The organism is Pseudomonas sp. TE3786 (assembly GCF_054057335.1).
Genome location: NZ_JBSRZF010000025.1, coordinates 42960 through 67598, shown reverse-complemented (window position 1 = coordinate 67598; position 24639 = coordinate 42960). Strand labels below are relative to the sequence as shown.

Sequence of the window (24639 nt, the reverse complement as noted above, 5' to 3'; positions counted from 1 at the left end):
AGTAGGTCATCGTCAAGCTTAAATTCCAAACCCCCTATCCGTGAAAACGGGTAGGGGGTTTGTTTTTGTCCGCGAAAAAGTTAGCGCCGGCACACACCAGGCGCGGGAAGCGCTTGGTGCAGAGCGAGAAGGCTTAGTTCAGCCAGTTAACCTTGCTGAATTTCCCGAAGAAGTCTTCCGGCATTGGCACCACCTTTGACACGCTGTAGTCGAAAAACACGAAACCCGATTTGGCCATGGCAATCAAGTTGTTGTCGGCGGGCCGGGTAATGCGGAAGGTGATGTCGCCGCCATACTTGTTGAAGTCCATTACTCCAACCTCAAACAGCAACTGGTCCCGTGCATGGGCTTCGGCTCTGTATGTTGTGGCCAGGTCGGTGACGATAATGCCGAGGCCCGTGCCGTCGGTTTCATGAATGCCAAAGTCGAACAGAAAGCGTGCGCGCGCCTCGGAGATCATCGAGATCATCGAGTCGTTGCCCAGGTGATTACCGGCGTTGATGTCGGTGACGCGCACGGTGAGGTGGGTGCTGTAGCAAAATTGGTTTTCAGGAAATTGCAGCTGCAGGCGGGCCATTTCAGTCTCTATAACATTGGCGGAAGTGAGGGCATTTTACGGGCTCGCAACGCCAAAGGGGCGCGCCGTCTAGGCTAAATCAGCCCTTATCGATGAACGCTATTAAGCCAGTAAAAGGTCACTCGGCCGCCTTCGTTGTCCGGGCCGTAATTGTCCTGAATATAGGCGCCGGCTTTGAAGTAAAAACTCTGCTTGCCCCAATAGCCGCTCAGTTGGCGGTAGTACGAGCCGGCATCACCATCGCCGCTTTGCACTCGGATGCCTAGCTTGCCGGTTGGCGTCAGGCGTAGGTCATAGCTGAATCGCTCGTTCAGTTGCACGTTCTCAGCTAGCAGGATGTTCTGTACTGCGCGGTCGCCTGGGCGTTTTCGCAGAAGCGCTTCGAGGCGTCCTACGCCTCGCAGGTAGTGGTACTGCAGTTTGAGTAACGGATCATTCTGACTGCCTGGTTGGTCGTCGCTTTGGATCTGGCCAATGATGATTTTGCCTTTGCTCGGCACCTGGCTGACCGTCAGCACGGCGCTCAGGTAGCTGTCCGCCGTCTGGTACGGCCAATAGCTCAATGTGCCATCCGTTTGTGTTTCTCGTAGCTCGGTGCGGGGATAGTGAGCATCTTCTGTGGTGGTGCCCGTTACCGGTACCCAGAAGGTCACGCTGCCATCGGAGTGGCGGCGGAAGTATTGGCTTTGGTAGCCGTTGTTGAGGCGGGCCGTGTCGATGGCGGTGGCGGAGCCGTGGGCCGGGATCGTGAGGTTCCAAGTGGTGAGATCAAGCATCAGGAGGGCCTTGTACGGGAGAGAAAAGCACCCGTTCGGTAACCCTGGGCATGACAAGTTCAGCGCTAGTGGATGAGTGGGGCCGCCGTTGATCCAACGGCGGCCGCTCTAGAAGGCCTATAGGGCGTCGCCTTTGCCTTTAGCTAACAAGCCGTCGGCACGGAACATGGCTTTTATGCCGCGAACCGCCTGACGAATACGATCCTGGTTTTCGATCAGGGCAAAGCGCACATGATCATCGCCGTAATCACCAAACCCGAGGCCTGGTGAAACACAGACCTTCGCCTCAGCCAGCAGCTTCTTGGCAAACTCCAGCGAGCCCAACTTTGCGTAGGGTGCCGGAATCTTGGCCCACACGTACATCGACGCTTTCGGGTTCTCGACCATCCAGCCGGCCTCATGCAGGCCTTTCACCAATACATCGCGGCGCTGCTGATAGTTGGCGGTGATCTCATGGACGCAAGTCTGATCGCCTTCCAGTGCTGCAATGGCAGCAACTTGCAGTGGGGTGAAGGTGCCGTAGTCGTGATAGCTCTTGATCCGCGCCAGGGCGTTCACCAACTCCGGGTTGCCGACCATAAAACCAATTCGCCAACCCGCCATGTTGTAGCTCTTGGACAGGGTGAAAAACTCCACCGCAATATCTTTGGCGCCCGGCACTTGCATGATTGAAGGTGCCTTCCAGCCATCGTAGACGATGTCGGCGTATGCCAGGTCGTGGACCACCAGCACGTTGTACTGCTTGGCCAGGGCGATGATGCGCTCGAAGAAGTCTAGTTCCACGCATTGGGCGGTGGGGTTGGAGGGGAAGCCGATGATCAGCATCTTCGGTTTCGGGATGCTTTCGCGGATCGCGCGCTCCACTTCAGCAAAGAAGTCGACACCGGGCACCAGTGGCACCGAGCGCACCTGCGCGCCGGCGATCACCGCACCATAGATATGAATGGGATAGCTGGGGTTGGGCACCAGTACCGTGTCGCCTTGGTCCAGGGTGGCCAGCATCAGATGCGCCAGGCCTTCCTTCGAACCGATGGTGACGATTGCTTCGTTTTCAGGATCGATCTCAACCTGATAGCGATCCTTATACCAACGCGAAATCGCCCGACGCAGGCGTGGAATGCCACGGGAGGTCGAGTAGCCGTGGGTATCTTCACGTTGCGCAACCTGCACCAGCTTTTCCACGATATGGGGCGGCGTGGCACCATCGGGGTTGCCCATGCTCAGGTCGATGATGTCTTCACCGCGACGACGCGCGGCCATCTTCAGTTCAGCGGTGATATTGAAAACATAAGGGGGGAGACGATCGATGCGCGCAAAACGGCGCGGAGCTTGGTCAGCCATGTGTTCCTCGAGGACGTAAGCGCCCGGAACCGTCCGAGCGACGTTGGCCAGTGTGCTGGCCAGTGGCGAAGATAAGTGCGGCCGTTGCGCTTGTCGAGGGGGAGAGCAGAAATTTCAACTGTCTGTACTGGATAACGAATCCCGCCGCTGCGGGATTTTCATCAAGTCACACGGTTAGCGTTCAAGCATCTGCTTTACCGAGGACTGCGGGATTTGCTGCTTGCGGCCTTCGCTATCCTCGAACTCGAGCATGCCGGTGTCTTCGTCCAGATCCGGTTTGCCTTCGCTGGTGAGCATCTGGCCGTCGGTGGTGGTGATGATGTATTCGCTGGAGCAGCCGGCGAGGCTGAGTAGGAAAAAAGCGGCAAGAATCCAGTGCTTCATAGGGTGTACTCCCGAGTGGCAAATAAGGGCATCGCAAGAGGGCGCGCCACGTGTTTACCCTAGCAGGGGCGGGGCGTCTCGCCAGCGCGCCCATAAAAAAGCCCCGCACAAAGGCGGGGCTCTTTTTGAAGCGGTGTTTCGTTACGCTTGAACGACCGGAATCTGTGCGTTCGCCGCAGCGTCACGGAATTCCGCGATCTGGTCGAAGCTCAGGTAGCGGTACACGTCGGCAGCCATGCTGTCGATGCTTGCCGCGTATTCCATGTACTCGGCAACGGTTGGCAGCTTGCCGAGGATGGACGCTACCGCGGCCAGTTCAGCGGATGCCAGATACACGTTGGCACCATCGCCCAGACGGTTCGGGAAGTTACGGGTCGAAGTCGACACAACAGTCGAATTCGCCGCTACGCGTGCCTGGTTACCCATGCACAGCGAGCAGCCCGGCATTTCCATGCGCGCGCCAGCCTTGCCGTAGATGCCGTAGTAGCCTTCTTCGGTGAGCTGGTGGGCGTCCATCTTGGTCGGCGGCGACAGCCACAGACGAGTCGGGATCGAACCTTTGACCTTGTCCAGCAACTTACCGGCAGCGCGGAAGTGGCCGATGTTGGTCATGCACGAACCGATGAACACTTCGTCGATCTTCTCGCCCTGAACGGTGGAGAGCAGACGGGCATCGTCCGGATCGTTCGGCGCGCAGAGCACAGGCTCTTTGATGTCGGCCAGGTCGATTTCGATGACTTCGGCGTACTCGGCATCTGCGTCGGCAGACAGCAGTTCCGGGTTGGCCAGCCAGGCTTCCATCGCTTGAGCGCGACGTTCCATGGTACGAGCATCGCCATAGCCTTCGCTGATCATCCAGCGCAGCAGGGTGATGTTCGAGGTCAGGTATTCGGCAATGGCTTTTTCCGGCAGCTTGATGGTGCAACCAGCAGCGGAGCGCTCGGCCGAGGCGTCGGACAGTTCGAAAGCCTGTTCAACAGTCAGCTCGTCCAGACCTTCGATTTCCAGGATGCGGCCGGAGAAGGCGTTGATCTTGCCCTTCTTCTCAACGGTCAGCAGGCCGTTTTTGATGCCGTAGTAAGGGATGGCGTGCACCAGGTCACGCAGGGTGATGCCTGGTTGCAGTTTGCCCTTGAAGCGCACCAGTACCGATTCCGGCATGTCCAGTGGCATTACACCAGTGGCTGCGGCGAAGGCGACCAGGCCGGAACCGGCCGGGAAGGAGATACCGATCGGGAAGCGGGTGTGCGAGTCACCGCCGGTGCCGACGGTGTCCGGCAGCAGCATGCGGTTCAGCCAGCTGTGAATGATGCCGTCGCCAGGACGCAGGGACACGCCGCCACGGGTGCGGATGAAATCCGGCAGGGTGTGGTGGGTGGTGACGTCGATAGGTTTCGGGTAGGCCGCGGTGTGGCAGAACGACTGCATTACCAGGTCAGCCGAGAAGCCCAGGCAGGCCAGGTCTTTCAGTTCGTCACGGGTCATTGGACCGGTGGTGTCCTGAGAGCCGACGGTGGTCATTTTCGGTTCGCAGTAGGTGCCAGGACGAATGCCCTTGCCAACCGGCAGACCGCAGGCCTTGCCGACCATCTTCTGGGCCAGGGTAAAGCCCTTGCCAGTGTCGACCGGTGCTTCAGGCAGCTTGAACAGATCGGTTGGGCCCAGGCCCAGCTCGGCGCGAGCTTTCTCGGTCAGGCCACGGCCGACGATCAGCGGAATACGGCCGCCGGCGCGAACTTCGTCGAGCAGAACCGGGGTTTTCAGTTCGAAGGAGGTGATGACTTCATCGGTACCGTGCTTGCAGACTTTGCCAGCGTGCGGGTACAGGTCGATCACGTCGCCCATGTGCATGTTCGATACGTCGAACTCGATTGGCAGAGCGCCGGCATCTTCCATGGTGTTGTAGAAGATCGGAGCGATTTTCGAGCCGAAGCAGAAACCACCGCCACGCTTGTTCGGTACGTACGGAATGTCGTCGCCGAAGAACCACAGCACCGAGTTGGTGGCGGATTTACGCGAGGAGCCGGTACCAACCACGTCGCCAACGTAGGCGATAGGGAAGCCTTCGCCGCGCATGGTTTCGATCTGCTTCATCGGGCCGATGGCGCCTTGCACGTCAGGAACGATGCCGTCACGGGCCATTTTCAGCATGGCCAGGGCGTGCAGCGGGATATCCGGACGGGACCAGGCGTCTGGTGCCGGGGACAGGTCGTCGGTGTTGGTTTCGCCGGTTACCTTGAAGACACGCAGGCTGATCTTGTCGGCCAGGGTCGGGCGCTTCTTGAACCACTCGCCGTCAGCCCAGGATTGCAGCACGCCTTGAGCGGCAGCGTTGCCGTTCTTGGCTTTCTCGGCTACGTCGTGGAACGCATCGAACATCAACAGCGTGTGCTTGAGTTGTTCGGCAGCGGTAGCGGCCAGTTCGGCGTTGTCCAACAGCTCGACCATAGTCGCGATGTTGTAACCGCCTTGCATGGTGCCCAGCAGTTCAACGGCGCGTTGCTTGCTGATCAGCGGGGAAGTGGCTTCGCCTTTGGCGACAGCGGAGAGGAAACTGGCCTTGACGTAGGCTGCTTCGTCCACGCCTGGCGGTACGCGATTGGTGATCAGGTCAACGAGGAATTCTTCCTCGCCTGCTGGTGGGTTTTTCAACAGATCAACCAGGCCAGCAGTTTGTTCGGCGTTTAGCGGCTGGGGCACGATGCCCTGAGCTGCACGCTCTGCAATGTGTTTGCGATAGGCTTCAAGCACAGTTATTACCCTCATCAGTGGTCCCATAGGGTTGTCCGGGACGCATCCAGAAGCTGCTTTCAAAGTTTTACGCCTGCAGGACGTTTTGATGAGGGCTGGCTGGACTACCGGTGAATCGTGGTAACCCAGCCAACTGCGTTCCTGCGGGATTAACTGTGCTCGTGACGCTTTGAAAACAGCTTCTAACGGACATCACGCCTAAGAATGGCCCGGCGATTCTACTGGAAAAGCACAGTAAAGGTAAGACAAAGCCCTACATCCGCCGGGGTGACCCTACTTAGACAAAGGGCTAAGATGCCGGCCTGTTCCTGTTGCCCTGTAATCGCCTGCTTATGTCCAATCACCGCATCAAAACGCCCTGCGTTGGCCTGTGTTCCACCGTTTACGGGGATCTGGTCTGTCGCGGCTGCAAGCGTTTTCACCATGAGGTAGTGAACTGGAACCTCTATAACGATGAGGAAAAACGCGCCGTCTGGCTGCGCCTGGAAATTCTTCTGGTGCAGGTAATGGCGGCCAAGGTCGACGTCTTCGACCCTTCCCGTTTACGCCAGCAGCTCGAACAACGGCAGATTCGCTTCGTTCCGGAACAGTCGGAATACTGCTGGGCCTATCAATTGATTGCCCGTGGAGCGCGGGTGATCAATCAGCTGGATGCCTACGGCATGGTGCTGCTGCCGGAGTTTCGCGACTGGTCGCTGCCCGAGCTGCGCGACGCCATCGACCGTGAATTTTTTTTACTCTCCGAAGCCCATTACGACCGCTACATCGCCCCGCGCTTTCTCCGCGAGGGCATGGAAAGCCGGGTATAAGCCGAAAAAAACCGCCCAGAGAGGCGGTTTTTTCGGGCTGAGCGCCGCGGAACCTCAGCGTTGCGCCACCAACTCTTCCAGATGGGCGATCACGCTGTCTGGCTTGAGCACCAACACATCACTTTCCAAGACATCCAGCACGATTTCGGCGGTATTGCCTAGCAGTGCGCCGGAAAAGCCGGTGCGGGCCACGGTGCCCATTACGGTAACGACGGCACCGAGTTTTTTCGCGGTGAAAGGAATCAGCACGTCTGCCGGCCCTTCGACGATATGCAACTGTTCGTCGCTGATGCCGTAGTCGTCCTGAAAGGTTTTGCACTGCTCGCGGTAGCGCGCTTCGATGGTTTCGCGCAATTGGAACACCGGGTCGGCCGAGGCGAGCATGGGCGAGGGGTGGGCATTGATGACATGCAGGCGGGCCTTGGCCAGCCCGGCGATCTCATAGGCGTGGTTGATGATGCTGGAGTGCAGGGTGCGGTGTTCGCCGTCGGAATTACCGACATCCACGGCGGCCAGAATTACGCCGTCGGCCCAAGGGCGTTCGGTTTTCACCATTAGCACCGGGCAAGGCGAATAGCGCAGAAGTTTCCAGTCTTCGGGGGTCAGCAGGGCTTTTTTCAGTGGGTTGTCCGGACGGTGATCCTTGATCACCAGGCCACAGCCCTCGGCTTGTTGCACACTGATGATGGTTTTATGCAGGTTTTCAAACCAGGTCTGCTGGCTGGATACGCTATAGCCGTCCAGACGCAAGGCGTTGCTCAGAACCTCCAGCAAGCCCGAGTGGTCGTGTTTCTTGTCGCACACCAACAGGTGCAGGTGCGATTGGGTGACCCCGGCGATCAGCTTGGCGCGCTTCAGCGCGTACCCTTCGGGGTGTTCGGGCTCAATGATCACCAGAATGCTGCGAACGGCTTGCATGGTCGTATCCCTCGATATCCAGACGGCATTAGCGTGCGGCCTCACTATAGTTTTAGTCCACCGCTGCGCTTGGTGATGCAGATCAACGCTTTACCCCGCGCGAAAGGCCGAACAGCGCCGTATAATCCCGCGCCTGCCCCCATAGCCCAGCCGTGATTTATGCCTGTTCTTCCCGAAATCGATGCCTTTCTGCTTTGCCCAACCCCCGCCAGCTGGGTGCAAGCGGCGCTGAACAACCTCGATATCCTGTTGATCGACCATGCCAACAATGAAAAGAAAGCCGCCGGCTCGGCCTTTCAGTTCATGTTCCAGTACAGCAACAAGCTGGATCTGCAAAACAAGATGTCGCGCCTGGCTCGTGAAGAGTTGCGCCATTTCGAGCAAGTGCTGGGCTTGATGAAGAAGCGCGGTATGCCGTGGTTCAACGTGGGTTCGGCACGCTATGCCGGGGCCTTGCGCAAGCTGGTCCGCAACCATGAACCCTACCGCCTGACCGACTCGCTGCTGGTTGGCGCAATTGTTGAAGCGCGCTCCTGCGAGCGCTTTGCGGCCCTGGCACCGCATCTGGACGAAGAGCTGGGCAAGTTCTACAGCAGCTTGCTGAAGTCTGAAGCGCGACATTTCCAGGATTACCTCAAGCTCGCTTACCAGTACGGCGACGAAGCGGATATCCAGAAAAAGATCGTTGAAATCGCTGAGAAGGAACGGGAGCTGATCGAAAGCCCCGATGCCGATTTCCGCTTCCACAGCGGCGTTCCCGCCGTTATCTGACGCCTAATTTCCCACGCAAAAAACAGCCTCTGCCTGACATCTATCGGGCGGCTCGATCATACATATCCGAAAAAACCTATAGCAGCCTAGGCATTTTCGTTGACTTTAGCTGCCTAGGCAGTAAATTGGACGCCACTACCTGCCTAGGCAGCTATCGGTGATTTCCATGACCCATTACACCCCCGAAAATTTCGAATACATCCGCATCGGTCTGCTGGTGGGGCGTGCTGCTTTGCTTAAAGACCGCATTCTGGACAGCTATTTGTCACCCCACGGCGTGACCGCCGCGCAGTTCAAGGTGCTGATGATCATCCTGCAGGGCTACGACACTCCGGCTGAGTTATGCCGCCACCTGTCCCTGGACAGCGGCTCGATGACCCGCATGCTCGACCGTCTGGAACAGAAGAAGCTGATCACCCGTTGCCGCAGTGACAGCGACCGCCGTCAGGTGCGTCTTTCGCTCACGGAAGAGGGGCAGGCGCTGAACGCGCTGCTGCCGACCATCGGTGCCGCCGCCATCAATGAGTTCACCGGTGCCCTCACTCCGGCGGAACTGCAAACCCTCGAAGATCTGCTGAAAAAAATTCTGCTCGCAGCCGGGGACACCATCGTCCTCGAGCGTTTTGGTGACGTATGAAGTTCGTTCTGAAAGCCCCGCTCAGCCTGGTTCTGGCCGCCATACTGCTGGCTGGTTGCGCCAACTTCAGTGGTCTTGAAACCGAAGGCGTCAGCCTGGACGCACAAAGCCTGCAAGCGGGGCAGAGCCTCAATGGCGTGACCCTGTCGGCCGCCGCCTGGCCGCAGCGGGACTGGTGGAAAAGCCTCGGCGATAACCAGCTCGATAGCTTGATCAGCGAAGCCCTGCGTGACAGCCCGGATATGCAGATCGCCAGTGCCCGTGCCCACCAGGCCAGCGCTGCCGCTTCCGCTGCCGATGCTGCACGGATGTCCAGCGTGGATGCCGAGGCCAGCGTCAGCCGCTCCCGTCTGGCCCGTGACCAGGACCCGCTGGGCCAGGGCAGTGCCTACAGCACCCTGCGTAGCGCCCAACTTGGCTTCAATTACAGCTTCGACCTCTGGGGCGGCGAGCGTGCCGCCTGGGAGGCCGCCTTGGGTCAGGCTCGCGCTGCCGAAGTCGACCGCCAGGCTGCCTCGTTGACCCTGGCCGCCGACGTCGCCCGTGCCTACAGCAACCTGGGCCAGGCTTATATCGTTTGCGACCTGGCGCAACAGGATGTAAAGCGCACCCAGGAAATGCTCGAACTTGGCCAGCGCCGACTGCAGTCGGGCATCGACAGCCAATACCAGTACCAGCAGACCGAAAGCCTGGCCGCCAGCTCGCAGGAACAACTGATCGACGCCGAGAAACGCCTGCAAAGCGCGCGGGTGGCCATGGCCGTATTGCTCGGCAAAGGTCCGGACCGTGGCAACGAAATTGCCCGTCCGGCGGTGTTGCAACCCGCCGCCGTGGCGCTGCCATCGGCCTTGCCGGCTGACTTGCTGGGCCGCCGCCCGGACCTGGTGGCGGCACGCTGGCGGGTGGAAGCGGCCAGCAAGGATATTGTCGCGGGCAAAACCCAGTTCTACCCCAATCTCAACCTGACAGCTGCCGCCGGTACCCAATCGCTGCTGGGGGATTCGCTGTTTGGCGCGCCGAGCCGGTTCTTCAATATTGCTCCGGCCGTCTCGCTACCGATCTTTGATGGCGGGCGGCTGCGCGCCGACCTCGACAGCCGCGATGCTGGCTATGACCTGGCGGTTGCCCAGTACAACAAGAGCCTGGTGGCAGCCCTTAACGAGGTCAGCGACACCATCAACCAACTGCATGCCATCGCCCAGCAGATCGTGGCTCAGCAGCGTGCCACCGATGTTTCTCAGCAGTCGTACGCCACTGCCGTGCAGCGCTTTGGCTCAGGTATAGGCAACTACCTGGACGTGCTGAGCATCGAACAACAATTGCTCCAGTCGCAACGCCAGCTCGCCAGCTTGAATGCCGAGCAGATCGATTTGTCGATCCAACTGATGCAGGCCCTCGGCGGCGGTTACCAAGGCGAACAGCTCGCCGCAGTCACCCCAACCAGTAGCGCCGCCCCTCAGCCCGAACAAACAAGGTAATTGCCATGGCTACTTCTACTGAAAACTCACCACCAACCACCGCCACTTCCGGCAAGCGCAGAACCATGTTGCTGGGCCTGCTGGTTTTGGTGCTGCTCGCTGGCACCAGCACTTGGGCCTGGTATCACCTGTACGGGCGTTTTAGCGTCGACACCGACGACGCCTATGTAAATGGCAACGTGGTATCCATCAGCCCCTTGGTGACCGGTACCGTGATCAGCATCGGTGCTGACGATGGCGACCTGGTGCAGCAAGGCCAGGTACTGCTCAAGTTCGACCCCAATGATGCCGAGGTCGGCCTGCAAAGTGCCGAAGCCAATCTGGCCCGCACGGTGCGCCAGGTTCGCGGCCTGTACAGCAATGTCGATGGCCAGAAAGCCCAGGTAGTGGCGCAGAAAGCGGCGGTGCAAAAGGCTCAGGAAAACTTCAATAGGCGCAAAACCCTGGCCGCCAGCGGTGCCATTTCCCAAGAGGAACTGTCCCACGCCCGTGACGACCTGACTGCCGCGCAAGGCTCGCTGAACGACGCGTTGCAGCGCCTGAATACCAGTAACGCCCTGGTCGATGACACCAGCGTCGCCTCCCATCCGGATGTGCAGGCCGCCGCCGCTCAGCTGCGTCAGGCCTATCTGGAAAACGCCCGCACCACCCTGATTGCGCCGGTGACCGGTTACGTTGCCAAGCGCACCGTGCAACTGGGCCAGCGGGTGCAGCCGGGCACGGCCTTGATGGCGGTGATTCCCTTGGATCAGCTGTGGATCGACGCCAACTTCAAGGAAACCCAACTGCGCGATGTACGCATTGGCCAGGCGGTGCACGTCACCTCGGACCTGTACGGCGATGACGTCATGTTCAGCGGCACCATCGACAGCCTCGGTGCCGGTACCGGCAGCGCCTTTGCCCTGTTACCGGCGCAGAACGCCACCGGCAACTGGATCAAGATCGTCCAGCGGGTACCGGTGCGCGTGGTGCTCAATCCGGAAGAGCTGCGCAAGCACCCGCTGCGCATCGGCCTGTCGACCCAGGTGGATGTCGACCTGCACGACCAGAGCGGCCCGGTGCTGGCGCAAAAACCGCCGCAAAAGCCGACCCTGGAAACCGATGTGTATCAGCAGCAACTGGCCCAGGCAGACGCCCTGATCCAGCGCTTGATCGAACAGAACAGTGCCGTGGCCAAAACCGCTCAGCGTTAAGTGCTGAGCCTCGCCCCCAGGATGTGCCATGGATACCAAAGCGTCATTCACGCCCCCCAGCCTGGTGCTCGCCACTATTGGCCTGTCGCTGGCGACCTTTATGCAGGTGCTCGACACCACTATCGCCAACGTGGCGCTGCCGACCATCTCCGGCAACCTCGGGGTGAGCTCGGAGCAGGGCACCTGGGTGATCACCTCGTTTGCCGTAAGCAACGCCATTGCCCTGCCGCTAACCGGCTGGCTGAGCCGGCGTTTCGGTGAGGTGAAGTTGTTTCTCTGGGCCACCCTGCTATTTGTACTGGCCTCGTTTCTCTGCGGTATCTCCCGTTCAATGCCGGAACTGGTGGGCTTTCGCGTATTGCAGGGGGTTGTGGCCGGGCCGTTGTACCCGATGGCGCAGACGTTGTTGATCGCGATCTATCCGCCGGCGAAACGGGGAATGGCAATTGCCCTGCTGGCCATGGTGACGGTGGTGGCACCGATTGCCGGACCGATTCTGGGCGGCACCATTACCGACAGCTACAGCTGGCCGTGGATCTTCTTTATCAATGTGCCGATCGGTCTGTTCGCTGCTTTTGTCGTGCGCCAGCAGCTGGCGGATCGCCCGGTTGTGACCAGTCGGCAGCCGATGGACTACGTCGGGCTACTGGCGCTGATTGTCGGCGTAGGTGCGTTGCAGATCGTGCTCGACAAGGGCAATGACGCCGATTGGTTCGAATCCACCTTCATCATCATCGGTACCGCCATTTCGGTGGTGGCGTTGGCGTTCTTTGTCATCTGGGAAATGACCGACGCGCACCCGGTGGTCAACCTGCGGCTATTCGCCTACCGCAACTTCCGTTATGGCACGCTGGTGCTGGTGTTGGGCTATGCGGCCTTTTTCGGCATCAACCTGATTCTGCCGCAGTGGCTGCAAACCCGGCTGGGCTACACGGCTACCTGGGCCGGCTTTGCCGCGGCACCGTTGGGGGTGTTGCCGGTGCTGCTATCGCCGTTTATAGGAAAGTACGCGCCGCGCTTCGATATGCGCGTGCTGGCGGGCCTGGCGTTTCTGGCGATGGGCATGAGCTGCTTTATGCGCGCCGGCTTTACCACTGAAGTGGACTTTCAGCATATCGCCCTGGTGCAGCTGTTTATGGGCGTGGGTGTGGCGCTGTTCTTTATGCCGACCCTGACCATCCTGCTCTCCGACCTGCCGCCGCAGCAGATTGCCGATGGCTCCGGCCTGGCGACTTTCCTGCGGACCCTGGGCGGCAGCTTTGCCGCCTCGCTGACCACCTGGATCTGGATTCGCCGCGCCGACCAGCACCATGCCTATATGACCGAGAGCATCAGCGTCTACGACCCGGCTAGCCAAACTGCGCTGCACAACCTCGGCGGGGCCAGCCCGCAGGCGTATGCGCAGTTGGATCAGATGGTCACCAGCCAGGCGTACATGCTTTCCACCATTGATTACTTCACCCTGTTGGGCTGGATGTTTATGGCCCTGATCGTGATCGTCTGGCTGGCCAAGCCGCCGTTTACCGCCAAGGCCGGGCCGGAGGCCAGCGGCGGGCATTAAATACGCTGCGGTCTTGTGGGAGGGGCTTTCGCCGCGACGCTGTTGATTTTAAAAGCTCGCGGCGAAAGCCCCTCCCACCCGGACCGCGCTGACCTGTCGTAGTTGTCATCATTCGTACATCAAAAATTAATTCCTCCGTCACGGAACTCGGGCAGTTTGCAAGCCTGCGTTTACCTCAGAGGAGTTGCCATGTTGTTTACCAAGTCGCGTTACATCAAACCCGTCGCCATTGCCTTGCTGGCCGCTGCTGTCAGCGCCTGCGCAAGCACCGCGCAGACGCCCGCCAAGCCTGCCAGCAAAGCGCCGGACGTAGCGCTGAACAACACTGATTGGTATCAGGTACGTACCCAGACCGAAGTGTATGTTTTCGACGACTACGCGGTGTTCACGCAATTCGTGCAAACCGGCAAAGCGCCTGCGCTGAAGCCGTTGGACAAGAAAGACAACTTCGGTCGCGCAATCATTCTTGGCCTGAAAGCCGAAGACCAGAACCTGCCACTGAAAGACATCGCTGCCGCGCGTTTCCTCGACGTCAGCCTGGTACCGGGCAACCCGTTCTACGGTGAAATCCGTAAAGACGGCATCATCTACGTGTTCGCCCGTTACGGCGACATGATGGATATGTACAAAACCGGCGAGCCAACCTTCAGCTACACCGAAATCGGCGGTGGCCCGAAAGGCGAGCGCGTGGTGTACGGTCTGATGAAAGAAGAGAAAAAACCGGAGAAACAAATCGCTCTGTTCCACCAGAAATACCCGCACTAAGCGACGGGTTGTGGAAACAAAAACGGCAGCCCGCGGGCTGCCGTTTTTATTGGGCGCGATTAATCCCCGTGGGCGGTTTAACCCGCTACCAATACCCGGATCGCTTCCAGACGCAGAGCGGCTTTGTCCAGCATTGCCAGGCCTTGTTCCAGCTGGCTGCGCAGGGTTTCCAGCTCGCTGTCGCGCACGCTCGGGTTGACCGCTTGCAGGGCGGTCAGGCGTGCCAGCTCTTCCTGGGTGTCGGCGGCCAGACGGCGTTTGGCTTCGTCAACGCGTTCAACGTGGCGCGGGCTGATCTTGCCTTCGGCCGAGTTGATCTGCTGGTTAAGGGTGTCGCGCTGGGCCTGCACGAACTTGTTGGCGCTGGCCCGTGGCACGCTTTCCAGCTGGTCGTTGAGTTTCTCGAAGGAAACCTTGGCGGCCAGGTCGTTGCCATTGGCATCAAGCAGGCAGCGCAGGGCAGCGGGTGGCAGGTAACGGCCCAGTTGCAGGGCGCGCGGGGCGACCACTTCGCTGACGTACAGCAGCTCCAGCAATACGGTGCCGGGTTTCAGCGCCTTGTTCTTGATCAGCGCCACGGCGGTGTTGCCCATCGAGCCTGAGCGCACCAGGTCCATACCGCCTTGCACCATCGGGTGTTCCCAGGTAAGGAATTGCATGTCCTCGCGCGCCAGCGCCTGGTTGCGGTCGTAGGTGATGGTCACGCCTTCGTCGTCGCCGAGCGGGAAGCTGGCGTCGAGCATTTTCTCGCTGGGGCGCAGGATCAGGGCGTTTTCCGAGTGGTCTTCGCTTTCGATACCGAAGGCTTCGAACAGCTCTTCCATATAGATAGGCAGGGCGAATTCGTCGTCTTGCTCGTGAATCGCTTCCACCAGCGCCTGGCCTTCGCCCGAACCGCCAGAGTTGAGTTCCAGCAAGCGGTCGCGGCCGCTGTGCAGTTCACCTTCGAGGCGAATGCGCTCCGCTTTGGCTTCGTCGACCAGCACTTGCCAGTCGCCATCGTCGGCGCTTTCCAGCATCGGCAGCAGGCGCGGGCCGAACTGGTGTTGTAAGGCATTGCCGGTCGGGCAGGTGGCCTGGAAGGCGTTCAGCGCCTGGTGGTACCACTGGAACAGCCGTTCCTGCGGGGTGTTTTCCAGGTACGGCACGTGCAGTTGGATGGTGTGTTTCTGGCCGATACGGTCGAGACGGCCGATGCGCTGTTCCAGCAGATCCGGGTGCGCCGGCAGGTCGAACAGTACCAGGTGATGGGAGAACTGGAAGTTGCGGCCTTCGCTGCCGATTTCGGAACAGATCAGCACCTGGGCGCCGAATTCTTCGTCGGCAAAATAGGCCGCCGCACGGTCGCGCTCGAGAATGTTCATGCCTTCGTGGAAGACCGTGGCCGGAATGCCGGAGCGCACGCGCAGGGCGTCTTCCAGGTCCATCGCGGTTTCGGCGTGGGCGCAGATCACCAGCACTTTAACGCGCTTGAGCATTTTCAGGGTGTCGATCAGCCAGTCGACGCGCGGGTCGAATTTCCACCAGCGTTCTTCTTCACTGGCTTCCGGCTGGGCCTGGAAGCTGACTTCCGGGTACAGGTCGGCGTGTTCGCCCACCGGCAATTCCAGGTACAGGTCCGGGCAGGCCAGCGGGTAGGGGTGCAGTTCGCGCTCGGGGAAACCCTGCACGGCGGCGCGGGTGTTGCGGAACAACAGGCGGCCGGTGCCATGGCGGTCGAGCAGCTCGCGCACCAGGCGCGCGGAGGCTTCGATATCGCCATCGGTGACGGCGGCCAGCAAGGCCTCACCTTCGGCACCGAGGAAACCGTGGATGGTTGTATGCGCGGCCGGGGACAAGCGGCCCTGGTCGAGCAGTTCTTGCACCGCTTCGGCCACTGGTTTGTAGTTGGCGCTTTCGGCGCGGAAGGCTTCCAGATCGTGGAAGCGCGCCGGGTCGAGCAGGCGCAAACGGGCGAAGTGGCTGTCCTGGCCCAGTTGTTCCGGGGTGGCGGTCAGCAGCAGGACGCCAGGAATCACCTCGGCCAACTGCTCAACCAACTGGTATTGCGGGCTGGCTTGTTCCGGGTGCCAGACCAGGTGGTGCGCTTCGTCGACCACCAGCAGGTCCCAGCCGGCGGCGAACAGGGCGTCTTGCGCCTTGTCGTCTTCGCACAGCCACTCCAGGGCCACGAGGGCGAGCTGGCAGTCTTCAAACGGGTTGCTGGCATCGCTTTCAATAAAGCGTTCGGCGTCGAACAACGCCACTTCCAGGTTAAAGCGCCGGCGCATTTCCACCAGCCACTGGTGCTGGAGGTTTTCCGGCACCAGGATCAGCACGCGGCTGGCACGGCCCGACAGCAGCTGGCGGTGCATAACCAGGCCGGCTTCGATGGTTTTCCCCAGGCCTACTTCATCGGCCAGCAATACGCGCGGAGCGATGCGGTCGGCCACTTCACGGGCAATGTGCAACTGGTGCGCGATCGGTTGCGCACGCACGCCACCCAGGCCCCAGAGTGAAGACTGCAACTGGCGGCTGGTGTGTTCCAGGGTGTGGTAGCGCAGGGCGAACCAGGCCAGCGGGTCGATTTGCCCGGCGAACAGGCGGTCGCTGGCGAGACGGAACTGAATAAAGTTGGAAAGCTGGGTTTCCGGCAGCGTCACCGACTGGTGCTGCGCATTGAGGCCGTGATAGACCAGCAGGCCGTCGATATCGTCGACTTCCTGAACGGTCAGCTTCCAGCCTTCGAAATGGGTGATCTCATCGCCGGGCGAGAAACGCACGCGGGTCAGCGGTGCATTGCGGGTGGCGTATTGGCGGGTTTCACCAGTGGCCGGGTAGAGCATGGTGAGCATGCGGCCATCCTGTACGAGGACGGTGCCCAAGCCCAACTCCGCTTCGCTGTCACTAATCCAGCGTTGCCCCGGTTCATACTGCTGCGCCATGCCTGTCTCCCGCGATGAAAAAGCCCGCTATGGTAACGGAACCCGGCGGCCCTGGCCAAAGGCGATGCACATCAATTGCTTACTGGCCTTTCGCCTGGGTGGGCGTTTACCGCGTCAAAAAGGGCCAAAACCCCGTTTCATATGGTAAAAGTGTAGCGATACAGCGCTAAAGTCGTCGATTTGATGGCCGACAGCCTGACCAAGGGCGTGTTTTTCTGCCCTGATCGATTTGTCGCTATGGAGGATGGCCGATGATTCCGCCCATTCCGCCGCACCTGGTGACGGCGCCGCCTCAGCAAGACCTGATCAAGCCCGTGCCCGCGCTGCCTGTGGTCGCGCCTGTGGAAAGCACCACCCATGAAAATAAAGTCGCGCTGGGCAAGCGCGACGCGCAAGAGACCGAAGAACTGCTCTGGGAAGAGCAGCGCCGGCGTCGGCAACGCCGCGGCTATAGCGCGGCGGAACTGGCTGAAGGCGAGGTGGCCGAGGAAGACCAGGAGTTGATCCAACAGCTACCGCGTCAGGGCCTGTGGGTGGATGTCGAGGTATAGAAGTTGTGCCGAGCTTTTGTGATTTGAGTACCTGAGTGGACCTTTTCGATAACCCGCCCATTTCCCTCGACAATGCTGATCTGCGCTACACCCCGCACTGGGTGGACGAGCGTACGGCGGACCGTTGGCTCGCCGAACTCCTGGCCCAGACACCCTGGGAACAACCGCACGTTTTCATTCATGGCCAACACTTTCCCGTGCCGCGCTTGCTGGCCTGGTACGGCGACGCTGATGCTAGCTACCGCTATTCCGGCATGACCCACCAGCCCTTGCCCTGGACGCCGCTGCTGGCCGAGATCCGCGAACGGGTGCAGGAAGAGGCGGGCGAGCGCTTCAACGGTTTGCTGATCAACCACTATCGCGATGGCCAGGACTCCATGGGCTGGCATAGCGACGCCGAAGCGGTGTTGGGCGCGAACCCGACAGTGGTGTCGCTGAACCTGGGCGGTACGCGGCGCTTCGATTTGCGCCGGGTCGGCAGTACGCGTATCGAGCACTCGCTGGAATTGGAACACGGCTCCCTACTGGTCATGGCCGGGCCAACGCAGCATTATTGGCAGCATCAGGTGGCCAAGACGCGCAAACCCTGCGCGCCGCGGTTGAACCTCACTTTCCGCCTTATCCGGTCCCAGCCATGAGCAACGACAGCAAGCTGATCGACTTCAGCGCCGAGCGCGACAAGCGTATCCACGACCTTAACGAAAAACGCTTGAACGAAGTGCGCCAAGCCTTCGAACAGGCCTTGCCGCTGAGCAAGGCGAAAAACAAGAAGCCCAAGAACAAACCGAAAAAGCCCTGAGTGATCCCCGCGTTGCTGCCGCCTGGCGGCAACCTGTGCTTTTTTTCTTCGGCGAGCCCGCCACCCTCAATGCCATTGACTCAGATCAAGTCCGCCACCCCGCGCGGTGCCTATCCTTTGCCCATCGCTTCAAGAACACCCGGGTACGCAAGGCAGTGTTCGAGAAGCCATGGTGTTCACGGGCACATCTGGAGGCTCTTATGTATTTCGATATCGCCGTATTCGCAGGGCTGGCAGTTGTGGCCCTGACCGTTGGTTTCTTTGGTGGGATTGGTTGGTTTATCCGTAGCGACATCCGTAAGCACAAAGCGCATTAAGGACGGCACTACGGTTTCATGGGCACGCAAGGCTTTTGGGCAACTTAGGTTGCCCATTTTTTTGCCTGCGATTTGCCACCGTCACCGCTATCGCTCCCCCGTAGGAGCGGCTTCAGCCGCGATGTTTTTGATCTTCAATATCAGCGTTTTCAGGTCCGGCCAATCGCGGCTGAAGGCCGCTCCTACAGGTTGATCCCGCTGCCATTTCGTCGCCCACCAGCTATCGTGCATAGGTGTTCCCTGACAGGTTCCTGCCGTGCGCACATTGTTACAGGTGTTTCTCGCGCCTGATCTTCCCGCCGTCAAATTCGCGATCAAAACCCTGATAGGCGCTGGCCTGGCATTGTGGTGCGCGATGCGTTTCGGCCTGGAGCAGCCGCAATGGGCTTTTATGACGGCGGTGATAGTCGCTCAACCGCTGTCGGGCATGGTGGTGCAGAAGGGCCTGGCGCGGCTGTGCGGCACTTTGGTGGGGACGCTGATGTCGGTGCTGGTGATGGCCTTTTTCGCTCAGGCCCCCTGGCTGTTTCTGCTGGTGCTGGCGACCTGGCTGGGCATCTGTACCGCCGCTTCCACCTTGATGCGCAGTGCCTGGTCCTATGCCTTTGTGCTGGCCGGCTACACCGTGGTGATCATCGCTCTGCCGGCCATCAGCAACCCGCTGAATGTGTTCGATCAGGCGGTGTCGCGCTGTACGGAAATCTCCCTGGGCATTGTCTGCGCCACGGTAATCAGCGCCTTGCTCTGGCCGCAGCGGGTCGAGCAGTTGTTGGCCAAGCAGGCGCGGGATGCCTGGCTGGCCGGTATTCATGCCTCGAAAGCAGCCTTGAGCGGCGAGCGCCAGGAGCGTCAGGGTTTGCTTGGCGCCCTGGGCCGCATCGTCGCCGTGGATGCCCAGCGCGAGCATGCCTGGTTCGAAGGCAGTCGCGGTCGGCAGCGGGCGGTGGCGCTGCGGGTACTCAGCCGCGACCTTCTCACCCAGTTGCGCCTGGCCCGAGGTGTGGCTCGGCAATGGCGCCAGTTGTCGCCCGCCGAGGCGCAGCAGGTGCAGCCCTGGTTGGAGCAGGTGCAGCAGGCGCTGGACGATCCCCAGGTGCCCGTGCTGTTGGATCTGCGTGAACGCTTGCTGGCCGCCGTCGAAGATGAGCAACTGCCGACGTTGCAGCAATATTGCCTGGGCCGCCTGGCCTTGCTGGTGCGGCAACTGCTGGCCGCGCACGACACCTTGAACGCGGTGGAGCAGGGCGTGGCTCCGGCCGATGCGCCGCGCGCCATGTCCTGGCACCGCGATATCCAGATGGCCTCGCTCTATGGCTTTCGCAGCGGCGTGGCGTTTCTGCTGATCGCCACCTTCTGGCTGGCCACCGGCTGGACCTCCGCCGCCGGCGGCCTGACCATGACAGCGGTGCTCTGCAGCCTGTTCGCCAACCGCGAAAACGCCGCAGAGATCGGCCTGGGATTTCTCCGTGGGGTGATCTACTCGCTGCCCGTGGCCTTCGTGGTTGGCCAACTGCTACTGCCGCAACTGAGCGGTTTTCCCTTGCTCTGCCTGGCCATGGGCGTACCGCTGTTCTTCGCCGCCCTGGGCATGACCAAGCCGGCGACTGCCGGTACCTCTACCTCCTTCGCCCTGCAATTTATCGTGCTCTGCGCGCCGCAGAACCTGATGCGTTTCGATGTCTCCTCCTTCCTCAATCAGGCCGTGGCGATTGTCTTGGGCGTGGGTTTTGCCGTGCAGATTTTCCGGCTGATCAGTCTGCGCAACCCCGAGTGGCATGCCGAGCGCCTGCTGCACGCCATGTTGATCGACCTCAGTCGTTTGCCGCAGCGGCCGCTAGCCGGGGCGGAAAACTGGTTTGGCGGGCGCATGGCCGACCGCCTGTTGCAACTGGCTCGTCACTATCCGGTGTTGCCGACACACTCGCGCAGCCGCTGGGACGACGGCATCAGCGGCCTTGACCTGGGCGATGAGCTGCTGCACTTGCGCCGCTGCCTGGAGGTGTCTGATTCCCCGGATCTGCACGATGCCGAAGCGCGTTTTATGCGCGCCCTCGAACCTGTTCTGCTGGAAGGCCCGGAAGCCCATTCGGTGTCGGCACTGGATAAGCCCGTGGCCGATCTGCTCAGCGCCTTGCGCGAGTCAGGCAACAGTATCGACCGCCGCCTGGCCCAGGCCGCCCTGCTGCAATTGCAGTTCAGCTGGCGGCTGTGGTGCGAACAGTCGGAACTGAACCCCTACACCCCGCAGGAAACTGCGCCGTTAAAGGAGGCGGACCATGGCGTTGCGTGAGTGGGCGCTGGGCGGTGTATTGCTCAGCCCGTTTTTGCTGTACGTGCTACTGGCGTTGCTGTGCACCGGGCTCTTGCGCCTGGGCTTGCAGCGCGTTGGTGTGGCGCGCTGGATCTGGCATGAGGCGCTGTTCGATACCGCCTTGTTTGTCTGTGTACTGGCGGCGGTGGTTGCCGTAACGAGTCGTTGGTAAGGAGGAGTGCGGTATGCGTTCAACCCTGCGGGTGGTGATTACCCTGTGTCTGGTCGCTGTGGCCATCTGGGCCGGCTACGACCTGTGGCGCTATTACATGCTGTCGCCCTGGACCCGCGATGCGCGCATCCGCGCCGATGTGGTGGTGATCGCCCCGGACCTGTCCGGCTGGGTGGTCGACCTTCAGGTGCATGACAACCAGGAAGTGAAGGCCGGCGACCTGCTCCTCAGTCTCGATCGGCAGCGCTACCAGGCGGCCCTGGACAAGGCCCAGGCCGTGGCCAATACCCGCCAGCAGCAACTGCGTCTGCGCGACCACGAAGCGCAGCGTCGTGCCAGCCTGGGGCCGCAAGCCATCAGCGCCGAGCTAAAGGAGAACGCGCAGATCACTGCCGATATCGCCCGTGGCTCACTGAAAGAAGCCCAGGCCGATGTAGCCCTGGCCGAACTCAATCTGGCGCGTAGCGAGGTGCGTGCGCCGCGCACCGGGCAGATCACCAACCTGCGTCTGGCCCAGGGCAACTACGTTACCGCCGGGCAGTCGGTGATGGCCCTGGTGGATGAGCAGTCGTTCTACGTACAGGCCTACTTCGAGGAAACCAAGCTGCCGCGCATTCGCATCGGCGCGCCGGTAAAAGTCTGGCTGATGAGTGAAGGACAGACCCTGAGCGGGCAGATCGAAAGCATCAGCCGCGGCATCACCGACCGCAATGCGATACCCGACAGCCAGTTGCTCGCCAACGTCGAGCCGACCTTTAACTGGGTGCGCTTGGCGCAGCGGATTCCGGTGCGGATCAAGCTCGACCCGTTGCCGGCGGACGTGCAACTGAGCGCCGGGATGACGGCGAGTGTGCGGGTGAGTGAGGAGGGGCAGGACTGAGTTCTCGTAGGAGCAACTGTCTTAATCACGCGCTTGCGGGTTGCCAGGAGGTCCCATCTCGGACCATGGCATTGAGGCGCGTGATCAAGACGCGCAGGCAAGCCATTAAGGCGACCTTGGCCGGTTTTCCGCGTTGTCGCAGGGCTTGGTACCGACGTTTGAAGTCCTCTTGGCGGCGTACTACGGACCAGGACGTCATGTACAGAACCCTTCGTAATAGGGGGCGGCCTCCGCTTATCCGGCGGACACCGCGCTGGCTTCCGCTGTCGGCGTTGTAGGGCGCAACTCCTACCAAGGCTGCGATTTGACGCCGATCCAGTTGCCCCAGCTCTGGCAGGTAGGTCAGCAGACTCGCTACGGTGACGGGGCCTATACCTGTGATTTCGCGCAGGCGGGTGCAGCGCTCTTCGTCCACCTCTCTAGCAGCTTCAGCGATGGCTCGATCAAGTTGAGATATCTGCGCCTTGAGCGTTTCCAGACAAGCGTTGAGGCTATTGATAACGAAAGGATTGCAGGCCTGCTTACGGCGACGACGCTCGTCGTCACGCTGCTGGACGAGTTGCTCGCGGCGTCTCACCAACTCGCGCAGGGCCTGGGCCTCAGGGCTTTCCACCTCGCACGCCTTCGCCTCAATGACCTCAGCCAGATGAGCAAGAACGGCGGCATCAATGGGGTCCGTCTTGGCCAAACGCCCCATCGCCTTCGCGAAAGCTTTTGCCCGTTAAGGGTTAACCCGAACCACGTCCAAACCGTTGGTCAACAGATGCTGCAGCACGCCTCGCTCGTAGCCCCCAGTGGCTTCCAGCAACACACGCTGAACGTCGTAACCTTCTAGGGAACAAAGCAGCTGTGCCCAGCCCTCGCCGGTGTTGGGATATTCGAAGGACGTTCCTTGTGGCCGAACAAAAACAGCAAGAGTTTTCTTGGATACATCAATTCCAACCCATGCACTCATCGTCAGATCCTCTTAGAATCAGGGTCGAGAGCGCCTCTGGCGATGCCCACGCTTGTGCGGTCCGAGTTGCAGCTCGATCAACTGTTCGGGCTTGGACGCCAGAGGTATGTAGGGGGTGGCATGAGCTCCTACTCGTGCTCGGGGCACTGCGGCTTATCAGCCTACCCCCTACTGCTCTCACCTCGGATATTAACGTCCTGCGCTGACACAAGCGGCTTCAGCCGCGATGCTCTTGAACAATCAACAGCAACGCGGCTGAAGCCGCTCCTACTGGAACAGCGTTAACCGATGGTGATCGCCGGCAAGTCGGTGAGAGTCACGGTCTGCTGCGAACGCGGTGCGAGAATTTCCGCTTCACCATCCACCACCAGCTCATCGCGCTGGTTGAACACACGGGTGGCTACACGTACGCGGAATTTCGGCAGCTTTTCCAGAATTTCCAAGCGCACGGTCAGCGTATCGCCGAGCTTCACCGGCAGGGTGAAGCGCATGGTCTGGCCCAGGTAGATGGTGCCCGGCCCAGGCAACTCGCACGCCACTGCCGCGCTGATCAGAGCGCCGCTGAACATGCCGTGGGCAATGCGCTCTTTGAACATGGTGCTGGCGGCGTATTCGGCATCCAGGTGCACGGGGTTGTGGTCACCGGAAACCGCGGCGAACAGCTGAATGTCGCGCTCGTCCACGGTCTTGCTGTAGCTGGCGGTCTGGCCGACTTCGAGGGCTTCGTACGGGGTGTTAGTCAATTGGCTCATGCAGGCTCCTGAGTTTCGGGGTGGCTACGGCGGCTGTGACTCAAGGTCTTGTCCAGCCAGCCGAGCAGATCGGCCGTCACCTCGTCACGGTTGGTCTCGTTGAGCAACTCATGGCGGGCGTCCGGGTAAATTTTCAACAGGGTGTTCTTGTGGCCCGCCTCGCGCAGGGCGGCGGTCAGCGCTTCCAGGCGTTTGCCATCGCTGACCGGGTCGCGGCTGCCACCGATCACCAGCAACGGCAGGTCGGCGTCGATCTGCTTGAGGTGGTTGACCGGGGTGATCTGCTGCAAGCCTTCGAGCAGGTCGATCCACAGTTGATTGGTGCAGCGGAAGCCGCACAGCGGGTCGTTGACGTATTTGTCCACTTCCTGCGGATCGCGGCTCAACCAATCGAATTGGGTGCGGGTCGGTTTGAAGGCCTTGTTGAACGAGCCGAAAGACAGAAACTCGAGCAACGCGCTGCGACCGGTGACGCCCTGGCGCCAGCGCTCGAAGCGGGCGATGGCCGCCGCTGCTTTATACAGCCCCACCGGTTGATAGTTGGAGCCGGACAGAATGGCACCCTGCACGCTGCAGCTGTGCTGCATCAGGTAAGCCTGGCCGATATAGCTGCCCATGCTGTGGCCGAGGAGAAAGATCGGCACATTGGGGTGCTGTTGGCGGATATGGTGGTTTAGGTTGGCCAGATCACTGACCACCCGCTGCCAGCCGTGGTGCTCGGCGTACATGCCCTGCACACCGCGCTGGGCGGTTTTGCCATGGCCGCGTTGGTCATGGGCATACAGCTCGTAGCCCGCAGCCACCAGCGCTTCACCCAGGCGGGCATAGCGTCCGCCATGTTCGGCCATGCCGTGGGCGACCATCACCACCGCTTTCGGTGCCTGCTCGGCGTACCAACGGTTGACGTACAGCGGGGCTGCGTCGCTGGCCGTTAGCCAGAAATCATCGTGCATGGGCAGTCCTCGTTCCTTGTTCTGCCGGGTAGGTTCTGCAAAAGGTCTGCGGCAACAATTTCAC

Annotated in this window: 23 protein-coding genes and 1 pseudogene; 14 read left to right on the top strand and 10 right to left on the bottom strand. The window is 60.7% G+C overall.

Going from position 1 to position 24639, the window contains the following annotated elements; translation table 11 throughout:
• Positions 1-133: 133 nt before the first annotated feature.
• From ACVW0Y_RS21615 to acnB, 5 genes are all read right to left on the bottom strand, one after another.
• Complete coding sequence (locus tag ACVW0Y_RS21615) at positions 134-577, bottom strand: thioesterase family protein (RefSeq protein ID WP_457441155.1); 444 nt, start codon at positions 575-577, stop codon at positions 134-136.
• 86 nt (positions 578-663) lie between these two features.
• A complete protein-coding gene (locus ACVW0Y_RS21610) occupies positions 664-1353 on the bottom strand; it encodes a polysaccharide lyase family 7 protein (protein ID WP_457441154.1) in 690 nt (229 codons plus the stop codon).
• Between the two features lie 117 nt (positions 1354-1470).
• Positions 1471-2694, bottom strand: a complete 1224-nt coding sequence (gene alaC / locus ACVW0Y_RS21605) for an alanine transaminase (RefSeq protein ID WP_457441153.1) — start codon at positions 2692-2694, stop codon at positions 1471-1473.
• 174 nt (positions 2695-2868) lie between these two features.
• Positions 2869-3078 carry a YgdI/YgdR family lipoprotein gene (locus ACVW0Y_RS21600; protein WP_457441152.1) on the bottom strand — a complete coding sequence of 70 codons (210 nt, stop codon included), beginning with the start codon at positions 3076-3078 and terminating at the stop codon, positions 2869-2871.
• Between the two features lie 141 nt (positions 3079-3219).
• The gene (gene acnB / locus ACVW0Y_RS21595) at positions 3220-5829 is read right to left on the bottom strand and encodes a bifunctional aconitate hydratase 2/2-methylisocitrate dehydratase (RefSeq protein ID WP_457441159.1); all 2610 of its coding nucleotides are present in this window, start codon (positions 5827-5829) and stop codon (positions 3220-3222) included.
• A gap of 332 nt (positions 5830-6161) precedes the next feature.
• Here acnB and ACVW0Y_RS21590 point away from each other — a divergent pair, with 332 nt between their 5' ends.
• Positions 6162-6638: a DUF1289 domain-containing protein gene (locus tag ACVW0Y_RS21590; RefSeq protein WP_457441151.1), complete on the top strand. Its 477-nt coding sequence runs from the start codon at positions 6162-6164 to the stop codon at positions 6636-6638.
• Between the two features lie 54 nt (positions 6639-6692).
• Here the strand turns inward: ACVW0Y_RS21590 and ACVW0Y_RS21585 are convergent, their stop codons facing one another.
• A complete protein-coding gene (locus ACVW0Y_RS21585) occupies positions 6693-7556 on the bottom strand; it encodes a universal stress protein (RefSeq protein ID WP_457441150.1) in 864 nt (287 codons plus the stop codon).
• Between the two features lie 159 nt (positions 7557-7715).
• Here ACVW0Y_RS21585 and miaE point away from each other — a divergent pair, with 159 nt between their 5' ends.
• The 6 genes from miaE to ACVW0Y_RS21555 all read left to right on the top strand — a co-directional run bounded on the left by miaE (position 7716) and on the right by ACVW0Y_RS21555 (position 13961).
• Positions 7716-8327 carry a tRNA isopentenyl-2-thiomethyl-A-37 hydroxylase MiaE gene (gene miaE / locus ACVW0Y_RS21580; RefSeq protein ID WP_457441149.1) on the top strand — a complete coding sequence of 204 codons (612 nt, stop codon included), beginning with the start codon at positions 7716-7718 and terminating at the stop codon, positions 8325-8327.
• A 166-nt stretch (positions 8328-8493) separates the two neighbouring features.
• Positions 8494-8964 (top strand): MarR family winged helix-turn-helix transcriptional regulator, encoded by a 471-nt coding sequence (locus ACVW0Y_RS21575; RefSeq protein ID WP_457441148.1) that lies wholly within the window; start codon positions 8494-8496, stop codon positions 8962-8964.
• The gene (locus tag ACVW0Y_RS21570; protein WP_457441147.1) at positions 8961-10442 is read left to right on the top strand and encodes an efflux transporter outer membrane subunit; all 1482 of its coding nucleotides are present in this window, start codon (positions 8961-8963) and stop codon (positions 10440-10442) included. Before ACVW0Y_RS21575 ends, ACVW0Y_RS21570 begins: the two co-directional genes overlap by 4 nt.
• Before the next feature lie 5 nt (positions 10443-10447).
• Positions 10448-11635, top strand: coding sequence for an HlyD family secretion protein (locus ACVW0Y_RS21565; protein WP_457441146.1), 1188 nt, complete (start codon positions 10448-10450; stop codon positions 11633-11635).
• Positions 11636-11663: 28 nt separating this feature from the next.
• Positions 11664-13196, top strand: coding sequence for a DHA2 family efflux MFS transporter permease subunit (locus tag ACVW0Y_RS21560; RefSeq protein ID WP_457441145.1), 1533 nt, complete (start codon positions 11664-11666; stop codon positions 13194-13196).
• Between the two features lie 189 nt (positions 13197-13385).
• The gene (locus ACVW0Y_RS21555; RefSeq protein WP_457441144.1) at positions 13386-13961 is read left to right on the top strand and encodes a hypothetical protein; all 576 of its coding nucleotides are present in this window, start codon (positions 13386-13388) and stop codon (positions 13959-13961) included.
• A 77-nt stretch (positions 13962-14038) separates the two neighbouring features.
• Here ACVW0Y_RS21555 and rapA read toward each other — a convergent pair whose 3' ends face one another.
• On the bottom strand, positions 14039-16885 hold the full coding sequence (rapA, locus tag ACVW0Y_RS21550; RefSeq protein WP_457441143.1) for an RNA polymerase-associated protein RapA: 2847 nt from the start codon (positions 16883-16885) through the stop codon (positions 14039-14041).
• A gap of 251 nt (positions 16886-17136) precedes the next feature.
• On the opposite strand from rapA, the gene ACVW0Y_RS21545 reads away from it, so the two are divergent.
• From ACVW0Y_RS21545 to ACVW0Y_RS21515, 7 genes are all read left to right on the top strand, one after another.
• A complete protein-coding gene (locus tag ACVW0Y_RS21545) occupies positions 17137-17436 on the top strand; it encodes an aspartate-semialdehyde dehydrogenase (RefSeq protein ID WP_457441142.1) in 300 nt (99 codons plus the stop codon).
• A 35-nt stretch (positions 17437-17471) separates the two neighbouring features.
• Positions 17472-18074: an alpha-ketoglutarate-dependent dioxygenase AlkB family protein gene (locus tag ACVW0Y_RS21540; protein WP_457441141.1), complete on the top strand. Its 603-nt coding sequence runs from the start codon at positions 17472-17474 to the stop codon at positions 18072-18074.
• On the top strand, positions 18071-18235 hold the full coding sequence (locus ACVW0Y_RS21535) for a hypothetical protein (protein ID WP_457441140.1): 165 nt from the start codon (positions 18071-18073) through the stop codon (positions 18233-18235). Before ACVW0Y_RS21540 ends, ACVW0Y_RS21535 begins: the two co-directional genes overlap by 4 nt.
• Before the next feature lie 200 nt (positions 18236-18435).
• Positions 18436-18552 carry a cytochrome c oxidase subunit CcoM gene (gene ccoM, locus ACVW0Y_RS21530; protein WP_457441139.1) on the top strand — a complete coding sequence of 39 codons (117 nt, stop codon included), beginning with the start codon at positions 18436-18438 and terminating at the stop codon, positions 18550-18552.
• A gap of 256 nt (positions 18553-18808) precedes the next feature.
• The gene (locus ACVW0Y_RS21525; protein ID WP_457441138.1) at positions 18809-20842 is read left to right on the top strand and encodes an FUSC family protein; all 2034 of its coding nucleotides are present in this window, start codon (positions 18809-18811) and stop codon (positions 20840-20842) included.
• Complete coding sequence (locus ACVW0Y_RS21520) at positions 20829-21035, top strand: DUF1656 domain-containing protein (RefSeq protein WP_271195713.1); 207 nt, start codon at positions 20829-20831, stop codon at positions 21033-21035. The genes ACVW0Y_RS21525 and ACVW0Y_RS21520 overlap by 14 nt, the downstream gene beginning before the upstream one ends.
• Positions 21036-21048: 13 nt before the next feature.
• Positions 21049-21915 (top strand): efflux RND transporter periplasmic adaptor subunit, encoded by an 867-nt coding sequence (locus ACVW0Y_RS21515; RefSeq protein WP_457441137.1) that lies wholly within the window; start codon positions 21049-21051, stop codon positions 21913-21915.
• A gap of 25 nt (positions 21916-21940) precedes the next feature.
• Here the strand turns inward: ACVW0Y_RS21515 and ACVW0Y_RS21510 are convergent.
• From ACVW0Y_RS21510 to ACVW0Y_RS21500, 3 genes and pseudogenes are all read right to left on the bottom strand, one after another.
• A pseudogene (locus ACVW0Y_RS21510) lies at positions 21941-22870 on the bottom strand (IS110 family transposase).
• 281 nt (positions 22871-23151) lie between these two features.
• Positions 23152-23622 carry a MaoC family dehydratase gene (locus tag ACVW0Y_RS21505; protein WP_457441136.1) on the bottom strand — a complete coding sequence of 157 codons (471 nt, stop codon included), beginning with the start codon at positions 23620-23622 and terminating at the stop codon, positions 23152-23154.
• Positions 23619-24575, bottom strand: a complete 957-nt coding sequence (locus tag ACVW0Y_RS21500) for an alpha/beta hydrolase (RefSeq protein WP_457441135.1) — start codon at positions 24573-24575, stop codon at positions 23619-23621. The genes ACVW0Y_RS21505 and ACVW0Y_RS21500 overlap by 4 nt, the downstream gene beginning before the upstream one ends.
• Positions 24576-24639: the final 64 nt, after the last annotated feature.